Source organism: Acinetobacter kyonggiensis (assembly GCF_900107285.1).
Lineage (GTDB): Bacteria > Pseudomonadota > Gammaproteobacteria > Pseudomonadales > Moraxellaceae > Acinetobacter > Acinetobacter kyonggiensis.
Genome location: NZ_FNPK01000001.1, coordinates 348,252 through 371,234, shown reverse-complemented (window position 1 = coordinate 371,234; position 22,983 = coordinate 348,252). Strand labels below are relative to the sequence as shown.

Sequence of the window (22,983 nt, the reverse complement as noted above, 5' to 3'; positions counted from 1 at the left end):
ATTGCTCAGGAAATATTCGCCGATTTTAATCGCAACGTTCTAAAATCAGCCCTCAATGCTATGCAGGGGGACATCCAATGATCTTTGAATGGATGTCAGATCCATCGGCATGGATTGGTCTTGCAACTTTAGTGGTTTTAGAAATTGTTCTCGGTATCGATAATCTGGTCTTCATCGCAATTTTGGCGGAAAAACTTCCACCCGAACAGCGCAATGCAGGTCGTATTATCGGCTTAATTCTCGCTTTGGTGATGCGATTAATTTTACTCGCCTCAATTGCGTGGGTGGTCACCTTAACGCAACCGCTATTCCATATTTTTGATCACGCGTTCTCTGGTCGTGACCTGATTCTACTGTTTGGTGGCGTGTTCCTGTTATTTAAAGGCACCATGGAACTGCATGAGCGTATTGAAGGTACGCAATCGCAAAAAGAAGAAAATCCTGTGCATGCTGCTTTTTGGATGGTCATTGTCCAAATTGTGGTGCTTGATGCTGTTTTCTCGCTCGATAGCGTGATTACCGCAGTAGGGATGGTGAAAGATCTTTCAGTGATGATGATTGCGGTGATTATCGCCGTTGGTATTATGCTGTGGGCATCGAAACCATTGATGAACTTCGTCAATAAGCATCCAACCGTGGTGATTTTATGTCTCGGTTTCCTCATGATGATTGGTTTCTCACTGATTGTTGAAGGTTTTGGTTTCCACATTCCAAAAGGCTATTTATATGCCGCAATCGGTTTCTCTGTGGTGGTTGAGTTTGTCAATCAAACTATGCGCCGCAATCAGGAAAAACTGGTCACAACAACGGACTTACGTTATCGCACGGCCTCTGCCGTGATGCGTATGCTGGGTGGTAAGACCGATGCACAAAATAAAGAAGCTGAAGATGTGCTTGCTACGCGTGCATTTGCCGATGAAGTGTTTAATGAAGAAAATGGTGCTTATCATAGTGTGATGGTGCAAGGGGTACTTGGACTGTCTGAACGACCTGTGAAATCAGTGATGACACCCCGTCCAGAACTGGAGTGGATTGACTTAGATGAAGACGAAGCGTCAATTAAAGAACAACTGTTGAGCATGACCCATTCACGTTTAATTATTGCACGCGGTGAATTGGATAATATTTCAGGGGTGGTGCTGACGCATAAAATCATGAATGAATACATTGAAACAGGTGTACTCAATTTTGAACGTCACTTACGCGACCCTGTCATTGTGCATGAAAATGCGCAAGTGTTGATGGTGATGGAGCAACTTCGTCAAGCACCCCTACAAATGGCCATTGTATTAAATGAATATGGTTCAATTGAAGGCATTGCGACACCAATTGATGTCCTTGAAGCCATTGCGGGTGAATTCCCTGACGAAGATGAACTGGAAACCGCAGCAGAAAGTTTAGCGGATGGAACGTTAATCCTTGATGGCTCTACCGATATTCGTCACGTATCTTTACTTTTAGGCTGTGATCTAGTCGACGAATCCGAACAATATTCAACCTTGTCGGGTTATATTTTATTTCACTTGGGGCGTTTACCCGAAAGTGGGGCAAAATTAGCAGCAGATGCTCATATTTTTGAAGTGGTCACGATGGACGGTCATAAAATTGATAAAGTCCATATCATGCCGCAACTCAAAGCCAATGCTCAAACTACCTGAAACAACAGCGATAATCGCTTAAGCTCAGGATAATGAATTAAAATAGCTCGCATGGTCGAGCTATTTTTATGGGAAATATTTCATGTCAGAACGTCATTGTCCGTGTGGGCAAGGGAATTATAACGATTGTTGCCAGCCGCTACATTTGGGGCAAGCGAAAGCACAAACAGCTGAACAACTGATGCGTTCACGTTATAGTGCATTTGCCAAGCATGAGATTGATTATATTGTTAAAACCACAGCCATCGGGCAACAACCTTTTTTGGATCAAGTGGCGATTGCAGATTGGAGTCAAGCCAATCAATGGCTTAAATTAGAGGTACTTCAAGCCAAAGAAAAAATAGATAAAAATCACGCACAGGTTGAATTTAAAGCCCATTACCATGATGGTAAACAAGCACAGCTACATCATGAAGTCTCTCATTTTGTACAACAGGATGGTAGATGGTATTTCCTTGATCCGACCACGGAGATGCAAATCACCATGAAGCAAGCCTGCATTTGTGGTTCAGGCAAAAAATTTAAACAATGTTGTGCGCAATATTTGTAATTTTAGCTTGAATTTGCCTTAGAATAGCGCGCATCGATTACCCTCAGTGGAAGATGGGCAGTGTTACTATTAGTCATTTATATTGTTGCGATTACGGCTGAAGCAATGACAGGGGCACTGTCGGCAGGTCGACGTAGTATGGATTGGTTTGGTGTAACGCTGATTGCCTGTGTCACCGCACTAGGTGGTGGTTCAGTTCGAGATGTGTTGCTTGGACACTATCCACTGACATGGGTCAAACATCCTGAATATTTAGTCTTGACCTGTGCTGCTGCTTTTGTCACGATTTTAATTGCCAAATGGATGCGTCATTTACGCTCGATTTTCTTGATTTTAGATGCCATGGGGCTGATTGGTTTTACCGTGATTGGTTGTCAAATTGCGCTGCAAATGGGCCATGGCTTTGTGGTTTCAGCGGTCGCAGGCGTGTTGACTGGGGTATCGGGTGGTATCTTGCGTGACATTTTGTGTAACGATGTACCCTTGGTGTTCCGCCGTGAACTGTATGCCAGTATTTCCTTTGTTTCCGTGATTTGCTATTGGGTTTGTCAAGAAATTGGTTTCTCGTTAGAAGTCACCGTGATTTCCACTCTGATCTTCGGTTTTTCTTTACGTTGTATCGCCATTTATTTTGGTTTGGAGATGCCAAAATTTATTTATAAAGATGATGATGATCAATCTGCATCCTCTAAAGATGCGTCATAACGATTTGTATAAAAATGACAGATGACTGATGAAATAAAGCAGTCATCTTCTTTAAATGAGCGTATAAAAATAAGTACAACTATAAATCCTGTTGGGAAAGCAGTATGTATTCTTTCACCAAATCAGAGCGCTTATTATGGATTTAGTCTCACGTGTACAACGCTTACCGATTGGTAAATTTCACTATACCTTACTCTGGGTAATTGGACTCGGCTGGATGTTCGATGCGATGGACACGGGGCTAATTTCCTTTATTTTGACCACCATGGCTGAAGAATGGAACATGACACCGACGGAGAAAGGTTGGGTGGTGTCCATTGGTTTTGTCGGTATGGCGATTGGAGCTGTTTTTTCAGGTGGCTTAGCGGATCGAATTGGCCGTCGTACCATGTTTGCCATCACTTTAGTCACCTATAGTATTGCCACCGCTTTATGTGCTTTTGCACCGAATTTAACCTGGTTATTGGTCTTTCGTTTTATTGTCGGTTTGGGTTTGGGCGGACAACTTCCCGTTGCAGTGACTTTGGTCAGTGAATATATTCCTGCTCAAGTGCGTGGACGCTTTATTGTATTATTGGAAAGTTTTTGGGGCTTGGGCTGGTTAGTGGCTGCATTGGTGTCCTATTTTGTGATTCCAAGTTATGGCTGGCATATTGCCTTTTTAATTGGCGGACTACCGGCTATTTATGTGTTTATGATTCTGAAAAAAGTGCCAGAGTCAGTGCCGTATTTGATTAACCGTGGACGTATTGCAGAAGCACATGCTTTGGTACAGCAGCTTGAACGCCAGTGCGGTGTTGAAGTAATTGATTATATTGAAGTACAGCCTGTAGCCACCAAACAAAATATCTCCTTTCGCCAGCTTTGGTCAGGCCCATTTGCACGCCGTACCTTAATGCTCTGGTTAATTTGGTTCGGTATTGTTTATTCCTATTATGGCATTTTTACTTGGTTACCCAGTTTGTTGGTGAAACAGGGTTATAGCATTGTGCAGTCTTTTGAATATGTGCTGATCATGATTTTGGCACAGCTTCCGGGTTATGTCGCAGCCGCATGGCTAGTGGAAAAATTAGGGCGTAAAGCGACATTGGCAGGCTTTATTGGCATGTGTGCTGTCTCGGCTTATTTCTTTGGTCAAGCCAATAGCGTAAACATGATTATGTTTTGGGGCTGTTTGATGTCGTTCTTTAATTTGGGCGCATGGGGCGTACTGTATACCTATACGCCAGAACAATATCCAACCAATATCCGTGCCTTTGGTTCGGGTTGGGCTTCTGCGATTGGTCGCATGGGCGGAATTGTTGCACCGATGGTGGTCACCCATATGATGATTATGGAGAATGGTTTTAGTCAGGTCTTTATGATGTTTACTGCGGTATTATTCGGTGTGGCTTTGGTGATTTTAATTTTAGGCGAAGAAACCAAAGGCAAGACCTTAGAATCAATTGGATTATAAGGTTTGCTGAAAATGAATGATTTTTGATGGATCATGCTTTATAAAATGAATAGTTTTACGCCATAAGACATAATTTGTCGCAGAGTGTTCAGTACTGCTCTTGTGTAGATTGCACCTGCGACTTAGCATAACAACGTAGATACAAAAAACGAATTAATTAGGATTTCACGCTTTTATGACCAGCCTTGTGCATCAAGCCACAGAAAATCGTTCCGTAGCAGAATTTACCGAACAAGCTTATCTTAACTATGCCATGTACGTGATTATGGATCGTGCATTGCCACATATTAGTGATGGTTTAAAACCTGTGCAGCGTCGTATTGTATATGCGATGAGTGAGTTAGGCTTAAAGCATAGCGGTAAGCCTAAAAAATCTGCCCGTACGGTGGGGGATGTGCTAGGGAAATATCATCCGCATGGTGATTCTGCCTGTTATGAAGCGATGGTGCTGATGGCACAGCCCTTTAGTTATCGCTATCCTTTTATTGAAGGTCAGGGCAATTGGGGTTCACCAGATGATCCGAAATCCTTTGCTGCAATGCGTTATACCGAAGCTAAACTTTCACTCTATAGTGAAGTGCTGTTGTCGGAACTGGGTCAAGGTACTTGCGATTGGCAGGACAACTTTGATGGTTCCATGAAAGAACCGGTGAATTTACCTGCGCGTGTGCCGAATATTTTGCTCAATGGCACAACGGGGATTGCTGTGGGTATGGCAACCGACATTCCACCGCATAATTTGCGTGAAGTTGTTAAAGGCACCATCGCTTTAATACGCAACCCCAATTTAAGCGATGAAAAAGTAGCAGAATATATTCCTGCACCAGATTTACCCACCAAAGCTGAAATTATTACTCCACCTGAAGAACTGCTGAAAATTCAAACCACAGGGCGTGGTAGTTATCGCATGCGTGCGATCTATAGCATTGAAAAAAATGAAATCGTGATTACGGAATTGCCGTATCAAGTGTCAGGTTCAAAAATTATCACGCAAATTGCCGACCAAATGCAGGCCAAGAAACTGCCTTTGGTCAGTGATGTACGAGACGAATCTGATCATAAAAATCCGACCCGTTTAGTGATTGTGTTGCGTTCAAATCGTATTGATGCAGAAGGGGTGATGAGCCACTTATTTGCGACTACAGATTTAGAATCCAGCTATCGTGTCAATATGAACATGATTGGTGCCGATGCACGTCCACAAGTCAAATCGATTCGTCGAATTTTATTGGAATGGATTGAAATTCGTAAGAATACCGTGACCCGTCGTTTACAGTATCATCTGAATAAAATTGAAAAACGCCTGCATATCTTGGCGGGGTTACTGATTGCTTATTTAGATTTAGATACCGTGATTCGGATTATTCGTGAAGAAGATCATCCGAAAGCAGAACTAATCGCCCATTTCGGCATTGATGACATTCAAGCTGAAGCCATTTTAGAACTTAAGTTACGTCACTTGGCGAAACTTGAAGAAATGGAAATTCGCCGTGAACAAGAAGAATTAGAAGCGCGTGCTGCCATTATTCGTGAACAATTGGCCAATCCAGAATCATTAAAGAACTTAATCATCACTGAATTGAAGGATGATGCGAAAAAATTTGGCGATGATCGTCGTTCGCCAATCGTACAACGTACAGAAGCGCAAGCTATCAATGAACAAGACATGCTGCCTGCCGATCCTGTGACGGTGGTTTTGTCTGAAGCAGGTTGGATTCGTTCTGCCAAAGGGCATGATATTGATGCTGAAAACCTGAATTTCCGTGCTGGCGATCAATATTTAAGTCATGCACAAGGAAAATCAAATCAACGTGTGTATGTCTTAGATGAAACGGGTCGCAGTTATGCACTGGCGATTGCAAGTTTGCCGTCGGCACGTGGTTTGGGGGAACCATTAAGCTCCAAACTTGCCCCTGCAAATGGCATTGCTTTTATTCAAGTACTGATTACAGAGGATGAACGTGAAGTCATTGCTGTCAGTTCTAAAGGCTATGGTTTTAAATCGAATGCCAAACAACTCGATACCAGTGCTAAAGCGGGCAAAGCATTTTTAACCGTAGCTGATGATGCGAAAGCCTTACCGTTACAAACAGTTGATGCACATACGCATTTGGCAATGCTGAGTACTGCGGGTCGTTTATTGGTGATTGATTTGTCAGAATTACCAATGCTGAACAAGGGTAAAGGAAATAAATTGATACAACTTGAAGGCAAAGAACAAATTTTGTTCATGACATTAATTTCTTTAAATGAAATAATTCAAGTGGTTGCAGGACAGCAACAATTAAAATTAAAAGGTGATGATCTTCAAAAATATATTGGTAAAAGAGCCACTAAAGGTCAACTCTTACCACGAGGATATCAAAAAGCAAATAAACTGTTCATTCAAAGATAAAACTAGCATCCATTGATCAAAATACGTTATATATGATTGGTATTCGTGTAAATGGATGTCATGTTATGCATAAACAAGTTAAATAATGACGCATAACATTGAAAAAATAGTTGAAACTAAGGATTATAGATTGGAGATTAGGGCATTATGGAAAAAATTTGGTTTGCTGAATACCAAAAAACAGGGATTCCTGAAACTGTAGAATTGCCAGCAGAAAATACCTCACTTAACGATGTTTTTGAACGTAATTTTCAAAAATTTGGTTCACGTGATGCTTTTATCTTTATGGATAAAGCCTTAACTTTTGATGAATTAGAAGAAGCAAGTCGTAAATTTGCAACCTATTTACAAAGTTTAGGATTGGCAAAAGGTTCCCGCGTTGCCGTCATGATGCCTAACGTCCTTCAATATCCAGTGGTTGCACTTGGTGTGTTCCGTGCAGGTCTGGTATTGGTGAATGTGAACCCACTGTATACCTCACGTGAACTTGAACATCAATTGAATGATTCTGGTGCTGAAGCATTGGTGATCATTGAAAACTTTGCCACTGTTTATCAAACCATTATTGGTAAAACACCTGTGAAGCACGTCATTGTTGCTTCTGTTGGTGATATGTTGGGTACGCTAAAAGGCACATTGGTTAACTTTGTGTTGCGTTCAGTGCGTAAGCAAATCCCAGCTTGGAATATTCCAGGCCATATTAAATTTAATGCGGCAATGTCTAAAGTCAGTGCCAGCAATTACAAACGCCCTAATCTAACTTTAAGTGATACCGCAGTATTACAATATACAGGTGGTACAACAGGTGTTTCTAAAGGTGCAGAGCTGACGCATCGTAACCTTGTTGCCAATATGTTGCAGTGTGATGGTATTTTCCAAAGTAAATTTGGCGCACAAGACGGCGCTAAAGATGACCGCATTTTCTGTGCATTACCGCTTTATCACATTTTTGCTTTCATGGTTTGTGCCATGTACGGTATGTATAAAGGTCAAGCGAACGTTTTAATTCCAAACCCACGTGACTTACCTGCGGTCATGAAAGAATTGCGTAAATACCAACCTTCATTCTTCCCAGCAGTAAACACTTTGTTTAATGCACTGGTAAATAATGAAGAGTTTAAACAACTTGACCATAGCAAACTTAAAATGGCAATGGGCGGTGGTATGGCTGTTCTTCCTTCTACAGCAGAAGCATGGAAGAAAATTACAGGCACCAACATTATTGAAGGTTATGGTTTATCTGAAACCTCACCAGTTGCGACAGCAAACCCACCGACATCAACTGAATTTAGCGGCACCATTGGTATTCCATTACCATTGACTGAAGTTGCGATTTTAGATGATGATGGCAATAATGTTGCATTAGGCGAACAAGGTGAAATCTCAATCCGTGGTCCACAAGTCATGAAAGGCTATTGGAACCGTCCAGATGAAACTGAAAAAGTGATGACGACTGATGGTTTCTTCCGTACGGGTGATATTGGTATCATGGACAGCCGCGGATACATTAAAATTGTCGATCGTAAAAAAGACATGATTTTGGTTTCAGGCTTCAATGTATACCCATCTGAAATTGAAGAAGTGATTTCTACACATCCAAAAGTATTGGAAGTGGCAGCAATTGGTGTTCCTGATGAAAAATCAGGTGAAGTGCCTAAGCTTTTTGTAGTGAAAAAAGATCCGTCTTTAACCACAGAAGAAGTGCTTGCTTTTGCTAAAGAGAACTTAACAGGCTATAAACGTCCGCGTTATGTTGAGTTTATGGATGAATTACCAAAATCGAACGTAGGTAAAATTTTACGTAAAGATTTGCGTAAAACTGCATAAGTTAGCTATTTAAAAAGCGCCGTTTTCGGCGCTTTTTTTTATGCTTTAAAAAATCAATCTTTCATCAACCAGCGATCAATATATGGGCGGCCAAGGCCAAAAATACCAACAAAGGTAAACATGGTGCCAAACTGGCGGCTAAAACTGGGTAAACGAAATGCACCATAGCTCAGATAATTATCAATCAAGCAATACACCAAAATTGCGGTGAGCCAATACCATAAGTTTTGACGCTTAATGCTGACCATCCAGAAGGCCACAATTAAAATGATCAGTGTACCGATGGGTGATGCAATATTCATATTGGCACAGATGGTTGCGATTAAGAACGCAACGATTGGCAACACGATTTTGAGTACACGATCTACCTGACGTTGATGTTGCTGCTGTTTTTCAAGTACATCGAACATTTCTTGTTGATCAGGGTTGACCATAATGGATCCTTATTGCTGATTGATAAAAACATTATAATTTAACAAAAATTATTGTTGAAACACCGTGCTATGATATGTGGCAGAAAATCGTAATGAGAAAAATGGGATGCAAAGCATAAGCGGAATAATTTATCTCATCTTAATTGCATGTTTATTGCCTTATGTTTTTACCGTAATTGCAAAAAAAACAGCGGGCTTTAAAGCACGAGATAATCAAAACCCACGAGAATTTTTGGGTAAAACCACGGGCTTGGCAGCACGTGCCCATGCGGTACAGCAAAATAGTTTTGAAAGTTTACCATTATTTATTGCTGCGATTTTAATGGCAGAATATATGGTGGTGCAGCAAACGGTGATTATGACCTTTGGCATGGCCTATATTGTATTTCGAATTATGTATGGTATTTGCTATTTAGCCAATTGGGCAACGTTGCGCTCAATTGTTTGGTTATTGTCTTTGCTTTGCCCAATTTGTTTATTAATTTTGGTGATTAAATTAACCTAAAGTCGTTGCATTGATGCAAATACATATTTGAGCGTAGCAGATGTATAATCACGAAGTTATTTAATTTTCAAAAACCGTTATAATCGTGCGGTTTAAATAAGATTTAACTTGTTAAAGAGTGATGCTATGAGCTACAGCAATATCCCAGCGGGTAAAGATGCACCAAACGACATCTATGTCATTATTGAAATTCCTGCAAATGCAGCACCAATCAAATACGAAATTGATAAAGATTCAGATGCTTTATTTGTAGACCGTTTCATGGGTACAGCCATGTTCTACCCAGCGAACTACGGTTATGTGCCAAATACATTATCTCTTGATGGTGATCCATTAGACGTACTTGTGGTGACACCATATCCAGTTGAACCCGGTTCAGTGATTCGTTGCCGTCCTGTGGGCAAATTGAACATGGAAGATGACGGTGGTATCGATGCAAAATTGATTGCGGTTCCACACGAAAAATTAACCCCGCTTTATAAAGATGTTCAGGAATATACAGATCTTCCTGAATTGTTGATCAAACAAGTGGAACACTTCTTTGCTCACTATAAAGACCTTGAAGCAGGTAAGTGGGTAAAACTAAGCGGTTGGGAAGGTGCTGATGTTGCGAAACAAGAAGTGCTTAGCTCAATTGAAGCCTACAAAGCAGCAAATCAATAATTGTTGTGTCATTTAGGTTTGAAAAATAAACCTAAATAAAAAACCTGCACAATGTGCAGGTTTTTTTTGATATGCGAAAATTAATCTGAATTAGAAGAATTTTACAGGGATATCAAGGAATAAACGCCATTCATTGGTGTCACCAATATAAGCATTTGTTTGATAATCATCGCTCGCACGGTAGTAAGAGTGACGCACACGCAGGCTGGCATCTTTAGCAAAACCACTTTGCATGGTGTATTTTACTTGGTTAAAGAACTCACGCTCTTGAGCATTATCGGTTAAGTTTGCAACTTTAATATCCCAACCATAAACATAAGCAGTGGTCCAATTCAAGCCAGGAACACCCAATTTACCCAAGTCTAAGCTGTATTGAATTTGTGCAGATTTTTCATGGTTGCCGATGAAGTCAGACAAGTAAGAATTTGGCAAGTAAACGCTTTGGAAGCCATCAGCATTTTGACCGTAGTCATAGCCGACATTACCTGTATTTTGCTGGTAAGCAAGCATAATATTATGCGCACCAGTATTATAAGTACCTGAAATAGCCCAAATATTATTGGTTTTTTCTACACCAGCAACACCTGTTTTTCCGTAGTCAGAAGCAACTTCACCAGTTGCAGAATATGTGGTTGCATTTTTATCAAATTTAGTGTGATAACCGCTGAAGTCATAAGTTAATGAGCTGTCGTTGGCTAAAGCTTGTTTAAAGTTGGCATTGACATAATGACGGTCTAATTTATCTTTGCTGTCTAAGCCAAAGTAAGATGCATTTAGAGCGTCGCTGAATTTATATTTAGCACCCCAAACGACAGCGCGGTCTAGCTTGTTGCCATCAGTATTGATTTGTTCAGACATTTGGTTCTTAGTGAATTTACCGGCTGTCAGTTCCAGACCGTTAATTTCACGGCTCGTTGCTAACACACCTTCAAAGTATTCAGGAACCATACGCCCAGTGTTGCTGGCAAGGACAGGCAAGTCTAAAACTTGAGTACCGTAACGCACTTCGGTGTTAGAAATACGTGCTTTTACATTTGCGCCACCACGTGCCCAATGATCATATGTATCACCAGCTTGTTTGTTACCATTTAATGTTTCACGTGGAATCATTTGGTTGCCGGCATGTTTGTTGTCACCCAACTTGAAGGATGCATCACCGACAATACCCACACCAAAGCCAACAACACCTTTAGTGTATCCAGACTCTAAATCAAAAATTGCAGATTGTGCTGAAGAGCGTGTATCTTTCCCAGGCGCTACATTTTTCTTATCACGGTCAATAAAACCCGTACGAAATAATACAGATCCGTCTGCATCTTCTACGAAACCTTTAGATTCACTTTGCTCACTTGCAAAGGCAGTAGAAATAAGAGCAGCTTGAATTAACACTGCTAAGGTAAGTTTTTGTGTTTTTTGCATTGGGAGAAAGCCTTATACAAAATAGGAGGAAGAAATTGAAAGAATTGTATACATAATGTATATCAGAAAAATCTTTTTTTTTATTCATTTTATTTCATTAAAGTTATGCATTTTTTGAATATAAATTTGGCTGTTTTGTAAAATAAAAATTGCCGATTTTTTTATTTTTTTAAATTATTATTTAAAACAATAATATATTTAAATTATGGGTGATTTTTTATGTAATTTTTTAAAAATTAGTCAACAAAATTTTGAGCTTAGTTGCTATTTTTAGGATCTAATACTTTAGTCGTATAAGAGTTTTTCATGCTTATCTATAGCTCTCTACAGTTGGCTTGTACAACCTGTTTTGAAGTTTTAAATCGCGCTATATTTTTGATATTTAATGTAAAATTCATCTAATTTCTGATCATTTAAAATAGATTTTCTTTTCATTTAAGCGCTTATTTTAGGTCAAAATTAAATCTAAAAAGAAGGATTTTATTTAAAAAGAAGTGATTTGAAATGATAAAAAAGCTTTAAAATCCGCAGCTAAATTTGTCATCGAAAAAAGAATCTTCAGTTGATTCTATCAAGGCCAGTAATGCATCAAAAGTCACATAAAATTACGTTATCTTTATTATTTCGTATGAATGCAATGTCTACATTTGCTGAAGAAAAGACAACTTTAGCAATAGCGAGGCAGTTAACAAGTCGTTTTGCGGTGGTGAATCAATATATTTACCGTGGTGGGGTGGAAAATGATGATGTTGCGCTACAGACGGGTATTAAATATGCACATCACAATGGTGTCGCAGTAGGATATTAGGGGCAACCTTAGGTCATGACCATCTAATGACAGTAAAAATATTCCGAATATTGCTTTGACTGCATCGTTAGATGATGTGGTTGGGGGGCAAGGGTCATTTTGATACAAAATTTGATGATCGGGTCGTATTGGGTCTCAATTTTAATTTTTAAGCTGAAAAGCACAAAGAATTTTTAAAGTGCATCGATTATTTTAAATTTATGCACTTTTTTTACGCATAATATAAAAATATGATTAAAAATTAGCCTTAAAAAGAGGCATGATGTAAGTAAATATAAATCTTCGTTGAAAGTGCGTTCGGGGGTTAAAGGTGAACAGCCGAGCAAAGGTATTGAATCAACGCGATCTTAGATAAAATGCTTTATATGGAAAAATTTATAAAAAATTTACGTTTTTGGGAAAAAGTGAAATAGAAAATTTACGCATAAACGACTGATATTGCCTGTCTTGATGATGGGTTTAAAAGGTTTATGCATGTCCATATTTTACAAAATTGGTTTTGCTCGCAAGAGAATTTTGTTCTCCAGTTTTTTTATTTTAAAAAATTGGCATAGCAATTGCTAATATCCAGTTGAGTCTAGAAAAAATTATTGGGGATCTCCAAATGCTTAAAAAATTATTGGTTGTTGCGACATTAACGGGTTTATCTGGCGCTGTATTTGCTGATGAGACACCTGCATTACCATTTGGTTTATCTTTTAGTGGAACGGCTGCCTTAACCTCAGATTATCGTTTCCGTGGTATTACGCAAACAGAAACAGATCCAGCGCTACAAGCCGGATTTACATTGGCACATTCTTCAGGTTTGTATGTTGGACTTTGGGGTTCAAACGTTAATTTTGGTTCTGGAACGCCAAGTCTAGAGCTAGACCCCTCAATTGGTTATGCGACGACTTTAGAGAGTTTTAGCAGCAAGCCCGTTTTAGATGTGGGTGTGGTGTATTACAACTATCCAAGTGCGAGTGATTTAAACTGGGCAGAATTGTATGGCAAGCTGTCATTTAAAAATGCTCTTGCTGAAGGTGATAGTATTCTTACCAATATCAACTATACCAATGACTATGCGGGTAAAGATGAAAATAGTTGGAATGTGAATGCCACTTATTCTGTGCCTTTTGGTACAACGGGTTTTGGTGGTGTTGCTGCATTAGGCTATACGCAGGCCGATGAATATGATTTTGGTGGTGGTGATGATCATTATGTTGATTGGAAAGCGGGTGTAACTTATTCATTTGCTTCTGTTAGTGGTCTAACAGCTGAATTGGCTGCGATAGGTACGGATATTGATGCTATTACTGTAAACGAGCGTGGCGTAGAAACTGGTGCCGTCTTCACGTTAACCAAAGCATTTTAACTTTTGAAACTTTAGCTTAAATTTCAAATAGAAAAGAACCTCTAAAGCCATGCTCTAGAGGTTCTTTTTATTGAGATGATTGAGGGACTTCTGACATTTCATCCCTTTGCGCTAAGAATAAAGCATTGTTTTATTTTTGCTCATGTTGCAGAAAAAGCAGCATGATAGGTCACAATGCCTTGTGGAAATTTTCCATCGAAACTCAATGCTTGAAAATACTCAGCAGGTACACCGTCTAAAATAAGATGGTTGATCGGCTGAAAACCAAATTGAGCATAAAAATGGGGATCACCTAACACAACACAACCTGCTGCACCCGTGGCTTTTAATTGTTTTAATGCCGTATTTATCAGTGCTGAACCCACGCCGTGGTGTTGCCATTTTGGCGAAACAGCAATAGGACCTAAGCCAAACCAACCTTCGACAGCTGAAGAAATGCTGACCGGAGAAATCGCGATATGTCCGACAATTTCTTGATTTAAAACAGCCACCAATACAATAGTCAGTTGCTGTGCATCACGTAAAGCATGAACAATAAATTGCTCGGTATGGCTGGAATATTGCTGATCGTTAAAGGCTTGTTCAATCACATGTGAAATTGCAGCATGGTCAGCAAGGCTTTCATTACGGATGATTAAATTTTGCAGCAATGATTAACCCTGTTGCGCTCGGTAAGATAAAGCTTCGGTTAAATGCTGGCTTTGAATATCCGTATGTTGTGATAAATCGGCAATACTTCGCGCTACACGTAAAACCCGATGATAGGCACGTGCAGATAAGTTTAGGCGCTGCTGTGCCATTTCCATAATACGCTGGGTTTGGGAATCCAGTGGTGCAAACAGCTCCAGCTGTTTCGGACTTAAAGCATGATTGAGACATTTTTGCCGTTGTATTTGTTGTTCATAGGCTTGAATCACGCGTTCACGTACAGTCAGGGAGTTTTCCACGGGAGTTGTATTTTGCAGTTCATGTGCTTGTAATGGTGGTACATCCAAATGCAGGTCAATACGATCCAATAATGGCCCTGAAATACGGTTCTGGTAGCGTTTAATGGCATCCGCAGAACATTGACAACGTGTATCTTGATTAAAAGCATAGCCACAAGGGCACGGATTCATGGCGGCAATCAGTTGAAAATTTGCAGGGAACGTCATTTGCCGTGAAGCACGAGAAATTACAATTTCTTTAGACTCTAAGGGCTGCCTTAAAACTTCTAAAACTTTGCGATCAAATTCAGGCAATTCATCTAAAAATAAAACGCCTAAATGTGCCAAAGTAATTTCACCGGGTTTTGGATGTGAACCACCACCGACCAAGGCAATCGCAGAAGCGGTATGATGTGGTGCACGAAAAGGGCGCTGCCCAAAAGAGTGCACAGTATTGGCAACCGAATAAATACGCGCGACTTCTAAGTTTTCCTGCATATTTAAGGGCGGTAAAATACTGGCCAGACGGGAAGCTAAAAGGGTTTTTCCTGTGCCCGGCGGCCCTTTAAACAATAAAGAATGTCCACCTGCTGCGGCAATTTCTAAAGCACGCCGTGGGCGCTGTTGACCTTTGACATCGGCTAAATCAAATTTGTATTGATCCACTGTCGTTGTCGTCTGTAGTTGATATTGTGCAATCGGTTGTTGCTTAGATAAATGCTCACAGACATTTTTTAAATGTTGGGCAGCGAAGACTTCAAACTGAGGTAATTGCGAGGCTTCTGGTGCATTTTGTTCAGGTAAAATGAGTTGATGCCCAGATTGCTGGCAAGCAATGGCAATACTTAAAATCCCGGTAATCGGGCGAAGTTGACCATCCAAAGCCAGTTCACCAATAAATTCCAATTGATCTGTGGCATGTTCAGGAATTTGTCCTGATGCCATCAGAATGCCTAAAGCAATCGGTAAATCGAGACGTGAACCATCTTTGGGTAAGTCCGCAGGGGCTAAATTGATGGTGAGGCGTTTGGTTGGAAATTGAAAACCACTATTAATAATGGCAGAGCGCACCCGGTCTTTACTTTCACGCACTGCGGCTTCAGCAAGCCCAACAATGGTTAAAGAGGGTAGGCCTTGACTGACGTGAACTTCGACCTCAATAAGCGGTGCATGAAGTCCAAGCAGACCTCGCGTATAAATTTTAGCAAAAGACATTTTTGTTGTTCCATTATAGTGCGTTATTTTTAATCGTTTTGTGTCTTTTAATGCACTAAGAAAGTGCTTATTTATTATTCTTGATTTTAATTTCTAAAGCTTCAACCTGTTTAAGCAGTTCGTTTAATCGGATATTGGTATTGTTGAGTGTAGTACGTTGACGCTCAAGTTCATCTTTAGAGACTAAATCCATCTTGGCAACAGCTTCATTCAGTAAGGCTCGTAAATTATGCTCAAGGTCTTTTTTCGGTTGCTCTATTTGTTCCATGATTGCTTGTAATAAAGTTTCGATCATTGCTGATTCCCTAATGGTGGTGAGGTGGTTGCAGTGTAGCATTGCTCAAAGCTAGACCATAGCCCCAGCAATGAGATATGGCTTTGTTCGATAAGTAAAATTGTCAGTTTTATCGTAAAAAAGTTGAGTTTTTAAAGATCGGACTACGCTTAAAAGTATAAAATAGGTTATAAAGAAAACTTGTGCTGAAAGTTTCTGTTTCCCCCAACCTAAAAATTTTTGGCACGAAATTTGAACATAAAACCTTACTGGTGAAAGAAGCCGAAGGAAAACCAACATGAAGCTCGTAACTGCAATTGTAAAACCCTTTAAATTAGATGACGTGCGTGAAGCACTTTCTGAAATTGGTGTTCAAGGGATCACTGTAACCGAAGTCAAAGGCTTTGGTCGTCAAAAAGGTCATACTGAACTTTATCGTGGCGCAGAATATGTCGTTGATTTTTTACCTAAAGTTAAAATTGAAATCGCAATTAGCGATGAAATGGTCGATTCAGTGATTGAATCGATTACACGTGTTGCAAGCACAGGTAAAATTGGTGACGGTAAAATTTTCGTGACTAATTTAGAACAAGTCATCCGTATTCGTACAGGTGAAACAGGTGCAGACGCTGTTTAATTTGGCACGAAGTTTGCTGAGTACCTAATAACTCAAAAAAACTAGGTTGGGGGATACGAATGAAAAAAATGCTACTGGCGCTGAGTTTATCTGGCGCACTTTTAGGGGGTTCTGTTGCATGGGCTGAAGAAGCTGTAACAGTACCCACTCCTTCTGAAGATGTTGCAGTGGTTGCAACGACTGACACATCATTAACGCATTCTGAATTGGCTGTTGCTCCAGCTGAAGCAATAGCAGCGCCTGTAGAAGAAGAAGTAAAATTAGACACAGGTGATACGGCATGGATTTTAGTGTCTACAGCACTGGTTTTACTCATGACCATTCCCGGGTTAGCCTTGTTCTATGGCGGTATGGTTCGTAAGAAAAACGTACTGAGCACGATGGCACATAGCTTTGTTGCTGCTGCGATCGTGAGTCTTACTTGGATTGTGATTGGCTATACACTTGCTTTTAGTGAAGGGAATGCATTTATTGGTGGCTTAGATAAAATCATGCTATCAGGCATTACCACAGATGCACTCACTGGAACAATTCCAGAAATTCTATTTGTTATTTTCCAAATGACCTTTGCCATTATTACTGTAGCCATCATTACCGGTTCGATTGCAGAACGGATGAAATTCAGTGCTTTTGTGGCATTTGTTACCATTTGGAGTGTTGTGGTCTACGCACCGATTACCCACTGGGTATGGGGTGGTGGCTGGTTAGGTCACGATGGCGCACTGGATTTTGCTGGAGGTACTGTAGTTCACATTAACTCAGGTGTTGCAGGTTTGGTTGCTGCATACATGCTGGGCAAACGTATGGGCTTAGGTCGTGAATCTATGGCACCGCATAACCTTGCTTTAACCGTGATTGGTGCAAGTTTAGTTTGGGTGGGTTGGTTTGGATTTAACGGTGGTTCTGCACTGGGTGCCAACGGTTCGGCAGGTTATGCGCTCGTTACCACTCAAATTGCAGCGGCAGCGGCAGCAATTGCATGGTTAATTACTGAAAAATTGGTTCGTGGTAAAGCATCGGTACTGGGTGGTGCATCTGGCGCGGTGGCTGGTTTAGTGGTGATTACACCCGCAGCAGGTTTTGTCACTGTAGGTGGTGCATTGGCCATGGGTTTAATTGGTGGTGTGGTCTGCTTCTGGGGTATTACCGCACTGAAACGTGCATTGAAAGCCGATGATTCTTTAGATGCTTTTGGTCTGCATGGTGTGGGTGGTATTGTCGGTGCACTGTTAACCGCAGTATTTGCCAGTGAATTCATTATGGGGGATAAAGCACCTACAGATATGATGCATCAATTATGGGTACAAGCTGAAGGTGTACTTGCAACGATTGCTTATTCTGCTGTGCTGACTTTCATCATCCTTAAAGTGATTGATTTGGTGATTGGTATTCGTGTTACTGCGGATGACGAACGTATGGGTCTAGACTTAAGCCAACATGGTGAACGGGTCGAATAATAGCTAAACCGCATAATCAATATATTGTGTGAAACAGCCCGAAAGGGCTGTTTTTTTTCCATATCTTGCGTAAGGCTCTACAAAGCGCAGAATTTTTGCTACACTCTAAATCCGATTTGATTTGTTCAATTAAACCGCTATGCATTGCCCATTTTGCAACGCCGCAGATAGTAAAGTGATAGATTCGCGTTTGGCTGCTGAAGGCTGTCAAATTCGTCGACGTCGTGAATGTATCAGTTGCGGAGAACGCTTTACCACTTTTGAAACCTACGAAGTTGTTATGCCTCGGGTGATTAAATCTGATGGCAAGAGCGAGCCTTTTGATGAAGCTAAAATGCGTCGTTCATTGATGCATGCGCTGCAAAAACGACCTGTGACCCAAGAGCAGATCGAAACCGTACTCAGTGATATCCAATTACAAATTCGTCGCTTAGGCGAGCGTGATGTGAAGTCACGTACCATTGGTGAAATTGTCATGCAATCTTTGTTTGCACTGGATCACGTGGCGTATGTGCGTTTTGCCTCGGTGTATCAAGATTTCCAAGATGTAGAAGCCTTTCGCCGTCAAATTGAACAAATGCAACAACGTGAACATTAAAAGAGTTTCAAGATGTCTAAGCTAAGCCCAGATTCCATTCAACAAGACCAAATGTGGATGCAATTTGCCTTAGCAGAAGCCGCGACAGCAATTTATCGAACACGGCCCAATCCTGCAGTGGGATGCGTAATTGTCAAAGAGCATCAAATTGTGGGTCGTGGAGCAACAGCACCTGTCGGGGGATCACATGCGGAAGTCTTTGCTTTAAAGCAAGCGGGTGATCAGGCACATGGTGCAACAGCTTATGTGACTTTAGAACCTTGCGCACATTATGGTCGTACACCGCCCTGTGCGAATGGGTTGGTTGAGGCAGGCATTACACGCGTTGTGATTGCGTGTTCAGATCCCAATCCATTGGTGGCAGGCAAGGGTGTGCAAATTCTTGAAAATGCAGGAATTGAAGTAGTACAAGGTGTTTGCGAAGCACAAGCTGCTGCACAAAATAGAGGCTTTCTGAAAGCGATTGCAACGGGCATGCCTTATGTACGGTTAAAAGTGGCGTCCAGTTTAGATGGTCGCACCGCCATGGCATCGGGTGAGTCGAAATGGATTACGGGTACTGCGGCACGACAAGATGTACAACATTGGCGCGCGATTTCTGGTGTGGTCATCACCGGTATTGAAACGGTACTGGCGGATGATTGTCAGCTCAATGTGCGTCAGTTAGAGGGTATTGCCGATATCAGTACGATTGTGCAACCAAAACGTCTGGTGCTTGATCGTCAGGGGCGTTTACCCTTGACAGCAAAAATTCTGGCGCAAGCTGAAACGGTTATGGTGATGGGACCATTCCGTCAGGAACTTGCCGATTTAGGCGTGTTACAATTTACCGTGCAGCCTTTAACAGACTTGCTACAGCGCTTAGCGACACAACATCAAATTTACGATGTGTTGGTGGAAGCTGGTGCAACATTATCGACGGCCTTTTTACAAGCGCGGTTGGTCGATGAAATGATCAGCTATGTTGCACCGACCTTTTTAGGTCAAACGGCACGTGCGATGTTTAATGCGGAATTTAATCGTATGGCAGAGCAACTTCGATTTAAGCTCATAGATGTCACCCAATTGGGGAATGATGTGCGCTTAAGGTTAATCCCTTCTCAAGAGACAGTATGAATTCAGAGTCTTCGGTTTATCATAAACGTCGTCATTCAGCACGTACCACAGACGAATATCTTTTTAATCAGCTTGTTCCGTATTTAGGCAATAAGCGTCGTTTACTGCATCTGATTTTAGAAGCGCTTGAGAGCACGGGAACATTAAAGAGTAAAAATGGCCGTGCGCCAATTTTTGCCGATTTTTTTGCAGGCTCGGGTGTGGTTTCACGTCTGGCACGTCAAAATGGTTATCGCGTGATTGCCAATGATTGGGAACCGTATAGCCATGCACTCAACAGTGCGATTTTATCGTGTACAGAAGCACCGGCATTTAAGGAATTGGGCGGCTATCAAAAAGCCATCGATTACCTAAACCGCTTGCCTGAAGTAAAAGGCTGGGTGACGCATAATCTGTGCCCACGGAATGATGAAGTTTATGACCCTACCCGCGATCGTTTGTTCTTCAAACGCCGTAACGGCATGCGGATTGATGCGATTCGTCAGCAGATTGCCACTTGGCAGGCGCAAGGGGCTATTGATGATGTTGAGATGAGTGCTTTACTGGCACCGTTACTTTATTCTGCCAGTTTTGTCAGTAATACCAGTGGCGTATTCAAAAGTTTTCATCATGGTTGGGGCGGTAAAACGCAAACGGCTTTAGAGCGCATTGAATCCTTACTTTGGCTAACACCGAGTCGTTTTTGTGACATTGGTGAACCGAAAAAACCCGCCGCAGAAGTGTGGTGTGTCGATGCACAGCATTTAGCCAATCAAATGAGCAGTTTTGAGGTGGATGTGGCTTATCTTGATCCACCTTATAATCAACATGCTTATAGCAGTAACTATCATGTACTCAATGCGTTGACTTTATGGGATCAGGCCGATTTACCGAGTCCAGATACCAAAGGCTTTAAAAGCGGAATTGACCGAGCATGGCGTAAAGAGCGCCCAAGTCAGTATAATTCTTCTAAATATGCCAAAGAAGCCTATGAAAAATTGGTCGCCACCATTAATGCACGTTATATTCTGACCAGTTATTCGACCGATGGTAATATTGAAGCGGGCGACTTGCTGCAAGCAAATTTAAAACGTGGTCGTGTGACTTTGCTCACGCAAGATGTGCCACGTTATCGTGTCAGTAAGCAGCGTCAGTCAGAGCGTGCACGTGTGCTGGAGTTTATTGTGATTACCGATACCCATGCCAAATCAGGGCCGCCATTACGCCAGCTTTTAGGTCAGTTGTATCATTCTGCCGAACTGGGTGGGGTTGATACCACGGGTGTGAGTACGCAATTGGCATTGTGGTAAAACAAATACAGAAATAGAGAGCAAATTATGTTTACAGGCATTATTGAAAGTCTAGGCAAAGTTGAAAGTTTACAAAGTGTAGGCGGTGATGTTCGTTTACGTATTGGCAGTAACCTTGATATGTCTGATGTGCATTTGGGTGATTCAATTGCCACCAATGGTATTTGCCTCACCGTGATTGAGTGGGGTGAAAACTGGTATGCGGCTGATGTATCCCGTGAAAGTTTAAACCGTACTACACTTGGCACGTGGAAGGTCGGTCAGCCTGTAAATGTCGAAAAAGCCATGTTGCCCACAACACGTTTTGGTGGACATATCGTCAGCGGTCATGTTGATGCTGTAGGTGAAATTACTGTCGTCCGTGAAGATGCACGGTCAATTTATTATGAAGTCACGGCACCTGCTGAAATTGCAAAATATTTAGCGGAAAAAGGTTCGGTGACCGTCGACGGGATTAGCCTGACCATTAACCACTTACGTGGCAGTGTGATTAGCCTGAATTTGATTCCACATACCGCAGATCGAACCAATATTGGCACGTGGAAAACCGGTGCTAAAGTCAATTTAGAAGTTGATGTTCTTGCCCGCTATATTGAACGTTTAATGCTGGGGGATAAAGCTGCTGAAACCAAAGAACAATCGAAACTCAGTATGGCATTTCTGGCAGAAAATGGCTTCTTGAAGTAAAAAAACATAGAATAGAAAACAGTCTCATTGCAAAATTAGACTGTTTTTTTTGTTTTTATGCATGGTTTTGCATGTAGATGCAATTCTTGTGGCTAAAGTGGATAGGTAAAAATGCTTGATTTTTTAATGCATATTGAACAATGGTTGCCTACTTTGCTGGATCACTATGGCCTTTGGATTTACGCCATTTTATTTCTGATTATCTTTGCCGAAACCAGTTCTGTCTTTATGTTTTTCTTACCCGGGGATAGCTTGCTACTGGCGATTGGCGCACTCTGCTCAACCACAGCAGTCATCCATTTACACTATATGGGACTGTTGCTTTTTACGGCAGCTGTATTGGGTTATATGGTTAATTATTATACCGGTCGGGTTTTGGGCTTTAAGTTTTTTCATGCCCATGCAAAGTTTTTAAAGCCTGAATATATTGCCAAGACCAATCATTATTTTAGCAAACATGGTGGAAAAACCATTTTGGTGGCACGTTTTGTGCCTTTTGTCCGTTCCTTTGCACCGTTTGCTGCGGGTGCAGGGCACATGAATATCTTCAGTTTTATGTTGTATAACTTGGTGGGGGGACTGATCTGGATCAGTTTGCTGTTAGGGCTGGGGTATGGGGTTGGGAATATGCTTGGATTGGCCGTAGATGTATTTTAAGGTTTAAAGTCTTTTTGAACATAAGCAAAGCCCACCAGAGTGGACTCTTTTGATCATCTTAGCTTTTTAGTGTTTGGTAATGGTAACGGCTGTACTGCCGACCCAAGAACCTAAAAGAGCTGAGCTAGACACAGAAAACTGTCCTTTTTTCGCTTCACGGGAAATATAGATTGAAAGTGAGTGAAAGTCGGCATGGCTGATAAATAAATCTTGAGCAGATAGCTGCCATTTTTCTCCCGAATTGAGTGCTGCAATTTGAGTGGAAATTTGGTGCAAAATATCCATTTTTATTCCTGAATGACACGCATTGGACACGTTAAGATATGACTATCTTGTGACATAAACATGTCATT

23 protein-coding genes are annotated in these 22,983 nt (G+C 41.2%); 17 read left to right on the top strand and 6 right to left on the bottom strand.

The genetic code is table 11. The annotated features are described in order from the left end of the window. The first annotated feature begins 77 nt into the window (after window positions 1–77). The 6 genes from BLV99_RS01765 to BLV99_RS01740 all read left to right on the top strand — a co-directional run bounded on the left by BLV99_RS01765 (window position 78) and on the right by BLV99_RS01740 (window position 8,591). Window positions 78–1,658, top strand: coding sequence for a TerC family protein (locus tag BLV99_RS01765; protein ID WP_092687100.1), 1,581 nt, complete (start codon window positions 78–80; stop codon window positions 1,656–1,658). An 82-nt stretch (window positions 1,659–1,740) separates the two neighbouring features. After that, complete coding sequence (locus tag BLV99_RS01760) at window positions 1,741–2,208, top strand: YchJ family protein (protein WP_092687097.1); 468 nt, start codon at window positions 1,741–1,743, stop codon at window positions 2,206–2,208. Between the two features lie 60 nt (window positions 2,209–2,268). After that, window positions 2,269–2,913, top strand: coding sequence for a trimeric intracellular cation channel family protein (locus BLV99_RS01755; RefSeq protein WP_092687094.1), 645 nt, complete (start codon window positions 2,269–2,271; stop codon window positions 2,911–2,913). A gap of 136 nt (window positions 2,914–3,049) precedes the next feature. Then, complete coding sequence (gene niaP, locus BLV99_RS01750) at window positions 3,050–4,369, top strand: niacin transporter NiaP (protein WP_092687091.1); 1,320 nt, start codon at window positions 3,050–3,052, stop codon at window positions 4,367–4,369. A gap of 175 nt (window positions 4,370–4,544) precedes the next feature. Beyond that, a complete protein-coding gene (gene parC / locus BLV99_RS01745; protein WP_092687088.1) occupies window positions 4,545–6,764 on the top strand; it encodes a DNA topoisomerase IV subunit A in 2,220 nt (739 codons plus the stop codon). A gap of 147 nt (window positions 6,765–6,911) precedes the next feature. Next, window positions 6,912–8,591 carry a long-chain-fatty-acid--CoA ligase gene (locus tag BLV99_RS01740; RefSeq protein WP_092687085.1) on the top strand — a complete coding sequence of 560 codons (1,680 nt, stop codon included), beginning with the start codon at window positions 6,912–6,914 and terminating at the stop codon, window positions 8,589–8,591. A gap of 53 nt (window positions 8,592–8,644) precedes the next feature. Here BLV99_RS01740 and BLV99_RS01735 read toward each other — a convergent pair whose 3' ends face one another. Then, on the bottom strand, window positions 8,645–9,025 hold the full coding sequence (locus BLV99_RS01735) for a hypothetical protein (protein ID WP_092687082.1): 381 nt from the start codon (window positions 9,023–9,025) through the stop codon (window positions 8,645–8,647). Between the two features lie 106 nt (window positions 9,026–9,131). Here BLV99_RS01735 and BLV99_RS01730 point away from each other — a divergent pair, with 106 nt between their 5' ends. Both BLV99_RS01730 and ppa read left to right on the top strand, forming a co-directional pair. Continuing rightward, complete coding sequence (locus BLV99_RS01730) at window positions 9,132–9,530, top strand: MAPEG family protein (RefSeq protein WP_092687148.1); 399 nt, start codon at window positions 9,132–9,134, stop codon at window positions 9,528–9,530. Window positions 9,531–9,656: 126 nt separating this feature from the next. After that, a complete protein-coding gene (gene ppa / locus BLV99_RS01725) occupies window positions 9,657–10,193 on the top strand; it encodes an inorganic diphosphatase (RefSeq protein WP_086165211.1) in 537 nt (178 codons plus the stop codon). Window positions 10,194–10,283: 90 nt separating this feature from the next. Here ppa and BLV99_RS01720 read toward each other — a convergent pair whose 3' ends face one another. Next, window positions 10,284–11,612 (bottom strand): OprD family outer membrane porin, encoded by a 1,329-nt coding sequence (locus BLV99_RS01720; protein WP_092687080.1) that lies wholly within the window; start codon window positions 11,610–11,612, stop codon window positions 10,284–10,286. A gap of 637 nt (window positions 11,613–12,249) precedes the next feature. Here BLV99_RS01720 and BLV99_RS18180 point away from each other — a divergent pair. Continuing rightward, window positions 12,250–12,420 carry a TorF family putative porin gene (locus tag BLV99_RS18180; RefSeq protein ID WP_167356282.1) on the top strand — a complete coding sequence of 57 codons (171 nt, stop codon included), beginning with the start codon at window positions 12,250–12,252 and terminating at the stop codon, window positions 12,418–12,420. Between the two features lie 604 nt (window positions 12,421–13,024). Further along, entirely contained in the window at window positions 13,025–13,774 is a 750-nt protein-coding gene (locus tag BLV99_RS01710) for a TorF family putative porin (RefSeq protein ID WP_092687073.1), read from the top strand. A gap of 140 nt (window positions 13,775–13,914) precedes the next feature. Here the strand turns inward: BLV99_RS01710 and BLV99_RS01705 are convergent, their stop codons facing one another. The 3 genes from BLV99_RS01705 to BLV99_RS01695 form a co-directional block, all read right to left on the bottom strand. Beyond that, window positions 13,915–14,421 (bottom strand): GNAT family N-acetyltransferase, encoded by a 507-nt coding sequence (locus BLV99_RS01705; protein WP_092687145.1) that lies wholly within the window; start codon window positions 14,419–14,421, stop codon window positions 13,915–13,917. Between the two features lie 6 nt (window positions 14,422–14,427). Then, window positions 14,428–15,915, bottom strand: coding sequence for a YifB family Mg chelatase-like AAA ATPase (locus tag BLV99_RS01700; RefSeq protein WP_092687070.1), 1,488 nt, complete (start codon window positions 15,913–15,915; stop codon window positions 14,428–14,430). Window positions 15,916–15,982: 67 nt separating this feature from the next. Beyond that, on the bottom strand, window positions 15,983–16,210 hold the full coding sequence (locus BLV99_RS01695; RefSeq protein WP_086183975.1) for an accessory factor UbiK family protein: 228 nt from the start codon (window positions 16,208–16,210) through the stop codon (window positions 15,983–15,985). A 277-nt stretch (window positions 16,211–16,487) separates the two neighbouring features. On the opposite strand from BLV99_RS01695, the gene glnK reads away from it, so the two are divergent. The 7 genes from glnK to BLV99_RS01655 all read left to right on the top strand — a co-directional run bounded on the left by glnK (window position 16,488) and on the right by BLV99_RS01655 (window position 22,630). Further along, a complete protein-coding gene (gene glnK / locus BLV99_RS01685; protein ID WP_004650081.1) occupies window positions 16,488–16,826 on the top strand; it encodes a P-II family nitrogen regulator in 339 nt (112 codons plus the stop codon). Window positions 16,827–16,885: 59 nt separating this feature from the next. After that, entirely contained in the window at window positions 16,886–18,283 is a 1,398-nt protein-coding gene (locus BLV99_RS01680) for an ammonium transporter (protein ID WP_092687064.1), read from the top strand. A 139-nt stretch (window positions 18,284–18,422) separates the two neighbouring features. Then, window positions 18,423–18,881 carry a transcriptional regulator NrdR gene (gene nrdR / locus BLV99_RS01675; RefSeq protein ID WP_004650079.1) on the top strand — a complete coding sequence of 153 codons (459 nt, stop codon included), beginning with the start codon at window positions 18,423–18,425 and terminating at the stop codon, window positions 18,879–18,881. A 12-nt stretch (window positions 18,882–18,893) separates the two neighbouring features. After that, entirely contained in the window at window positions 18,894–19,997 is a 1,104-nt protein-coding gene (gene ribD / locus BLV99_RS01670; RefSeq protein ID WP_092687061.1) for a bifunctional diaminohydroxyphosphoribosylaminopyrimidine deaminase/5-amino-6-(5-phosphoribosylamino)uracil reductase RibD, read from the top strand. Continuing rightward, window positions 19,994–21,286 carry a DNA adenine methylase gene (locus BLV99_RS01665; RefSeq protein ID WP_092687058.1) on the top strand — a complete coding sequence of 431 codons (1,293 nt, stop codon included), beginning with the start codon at window positions 19,994–19,996 and terminating at the stop codon, window positions 21,284–21,286. The genes ribD and BLV99_RS01665 overlap by 4 nt, the downstream gene beginning before the upstream one ends. A gap of 27 nt (window positions 21,287–21,313) precedes the next feature. Further along, window positions 21,314–21,973 carry a riboflavin synthase gene (locus BLV99_RS01660; RefSeq protein WP_086183970.1) on the top strand — a complete coding sequence of 220 codons (660 nt, stop codon included), beginning with the start codon at window positions 21,314–21,316 and terminating at the stop codon, window positions 21,971–21,973. Between the two features lie 111 nt (window positions 21,974–22,084). Continuing rightward, complete coding sequence (locus tag BLV99_RS01655) at window positions 22,085–22,630, top strand: VTT domain-containing protein (protein ID WP_092687055.1); 546 nt, start codon at window positions 22,085–22,087, stop codon at window positions 22,628–22,630. A gap of 66 nt (window positions 22,631–22,696) precedes the next feature. Here the strand turns inward: BLV99_RS01655 and BLV99_RS01650 are convergent, their stop codons facing one another. Then, window positions 22,697–22,915, bottom strand: coding sequence for a hypothetical protein (locus BLV99_RS01650; RefSeq protein ID WP_092687051.1), 219 nt, complete (start codon window positions 22,913–22,915; stop codon window positions 22,697–22,699). Between the last annotated feature and the right edge of the window lie 68 nt (window positions 22,916–22,983).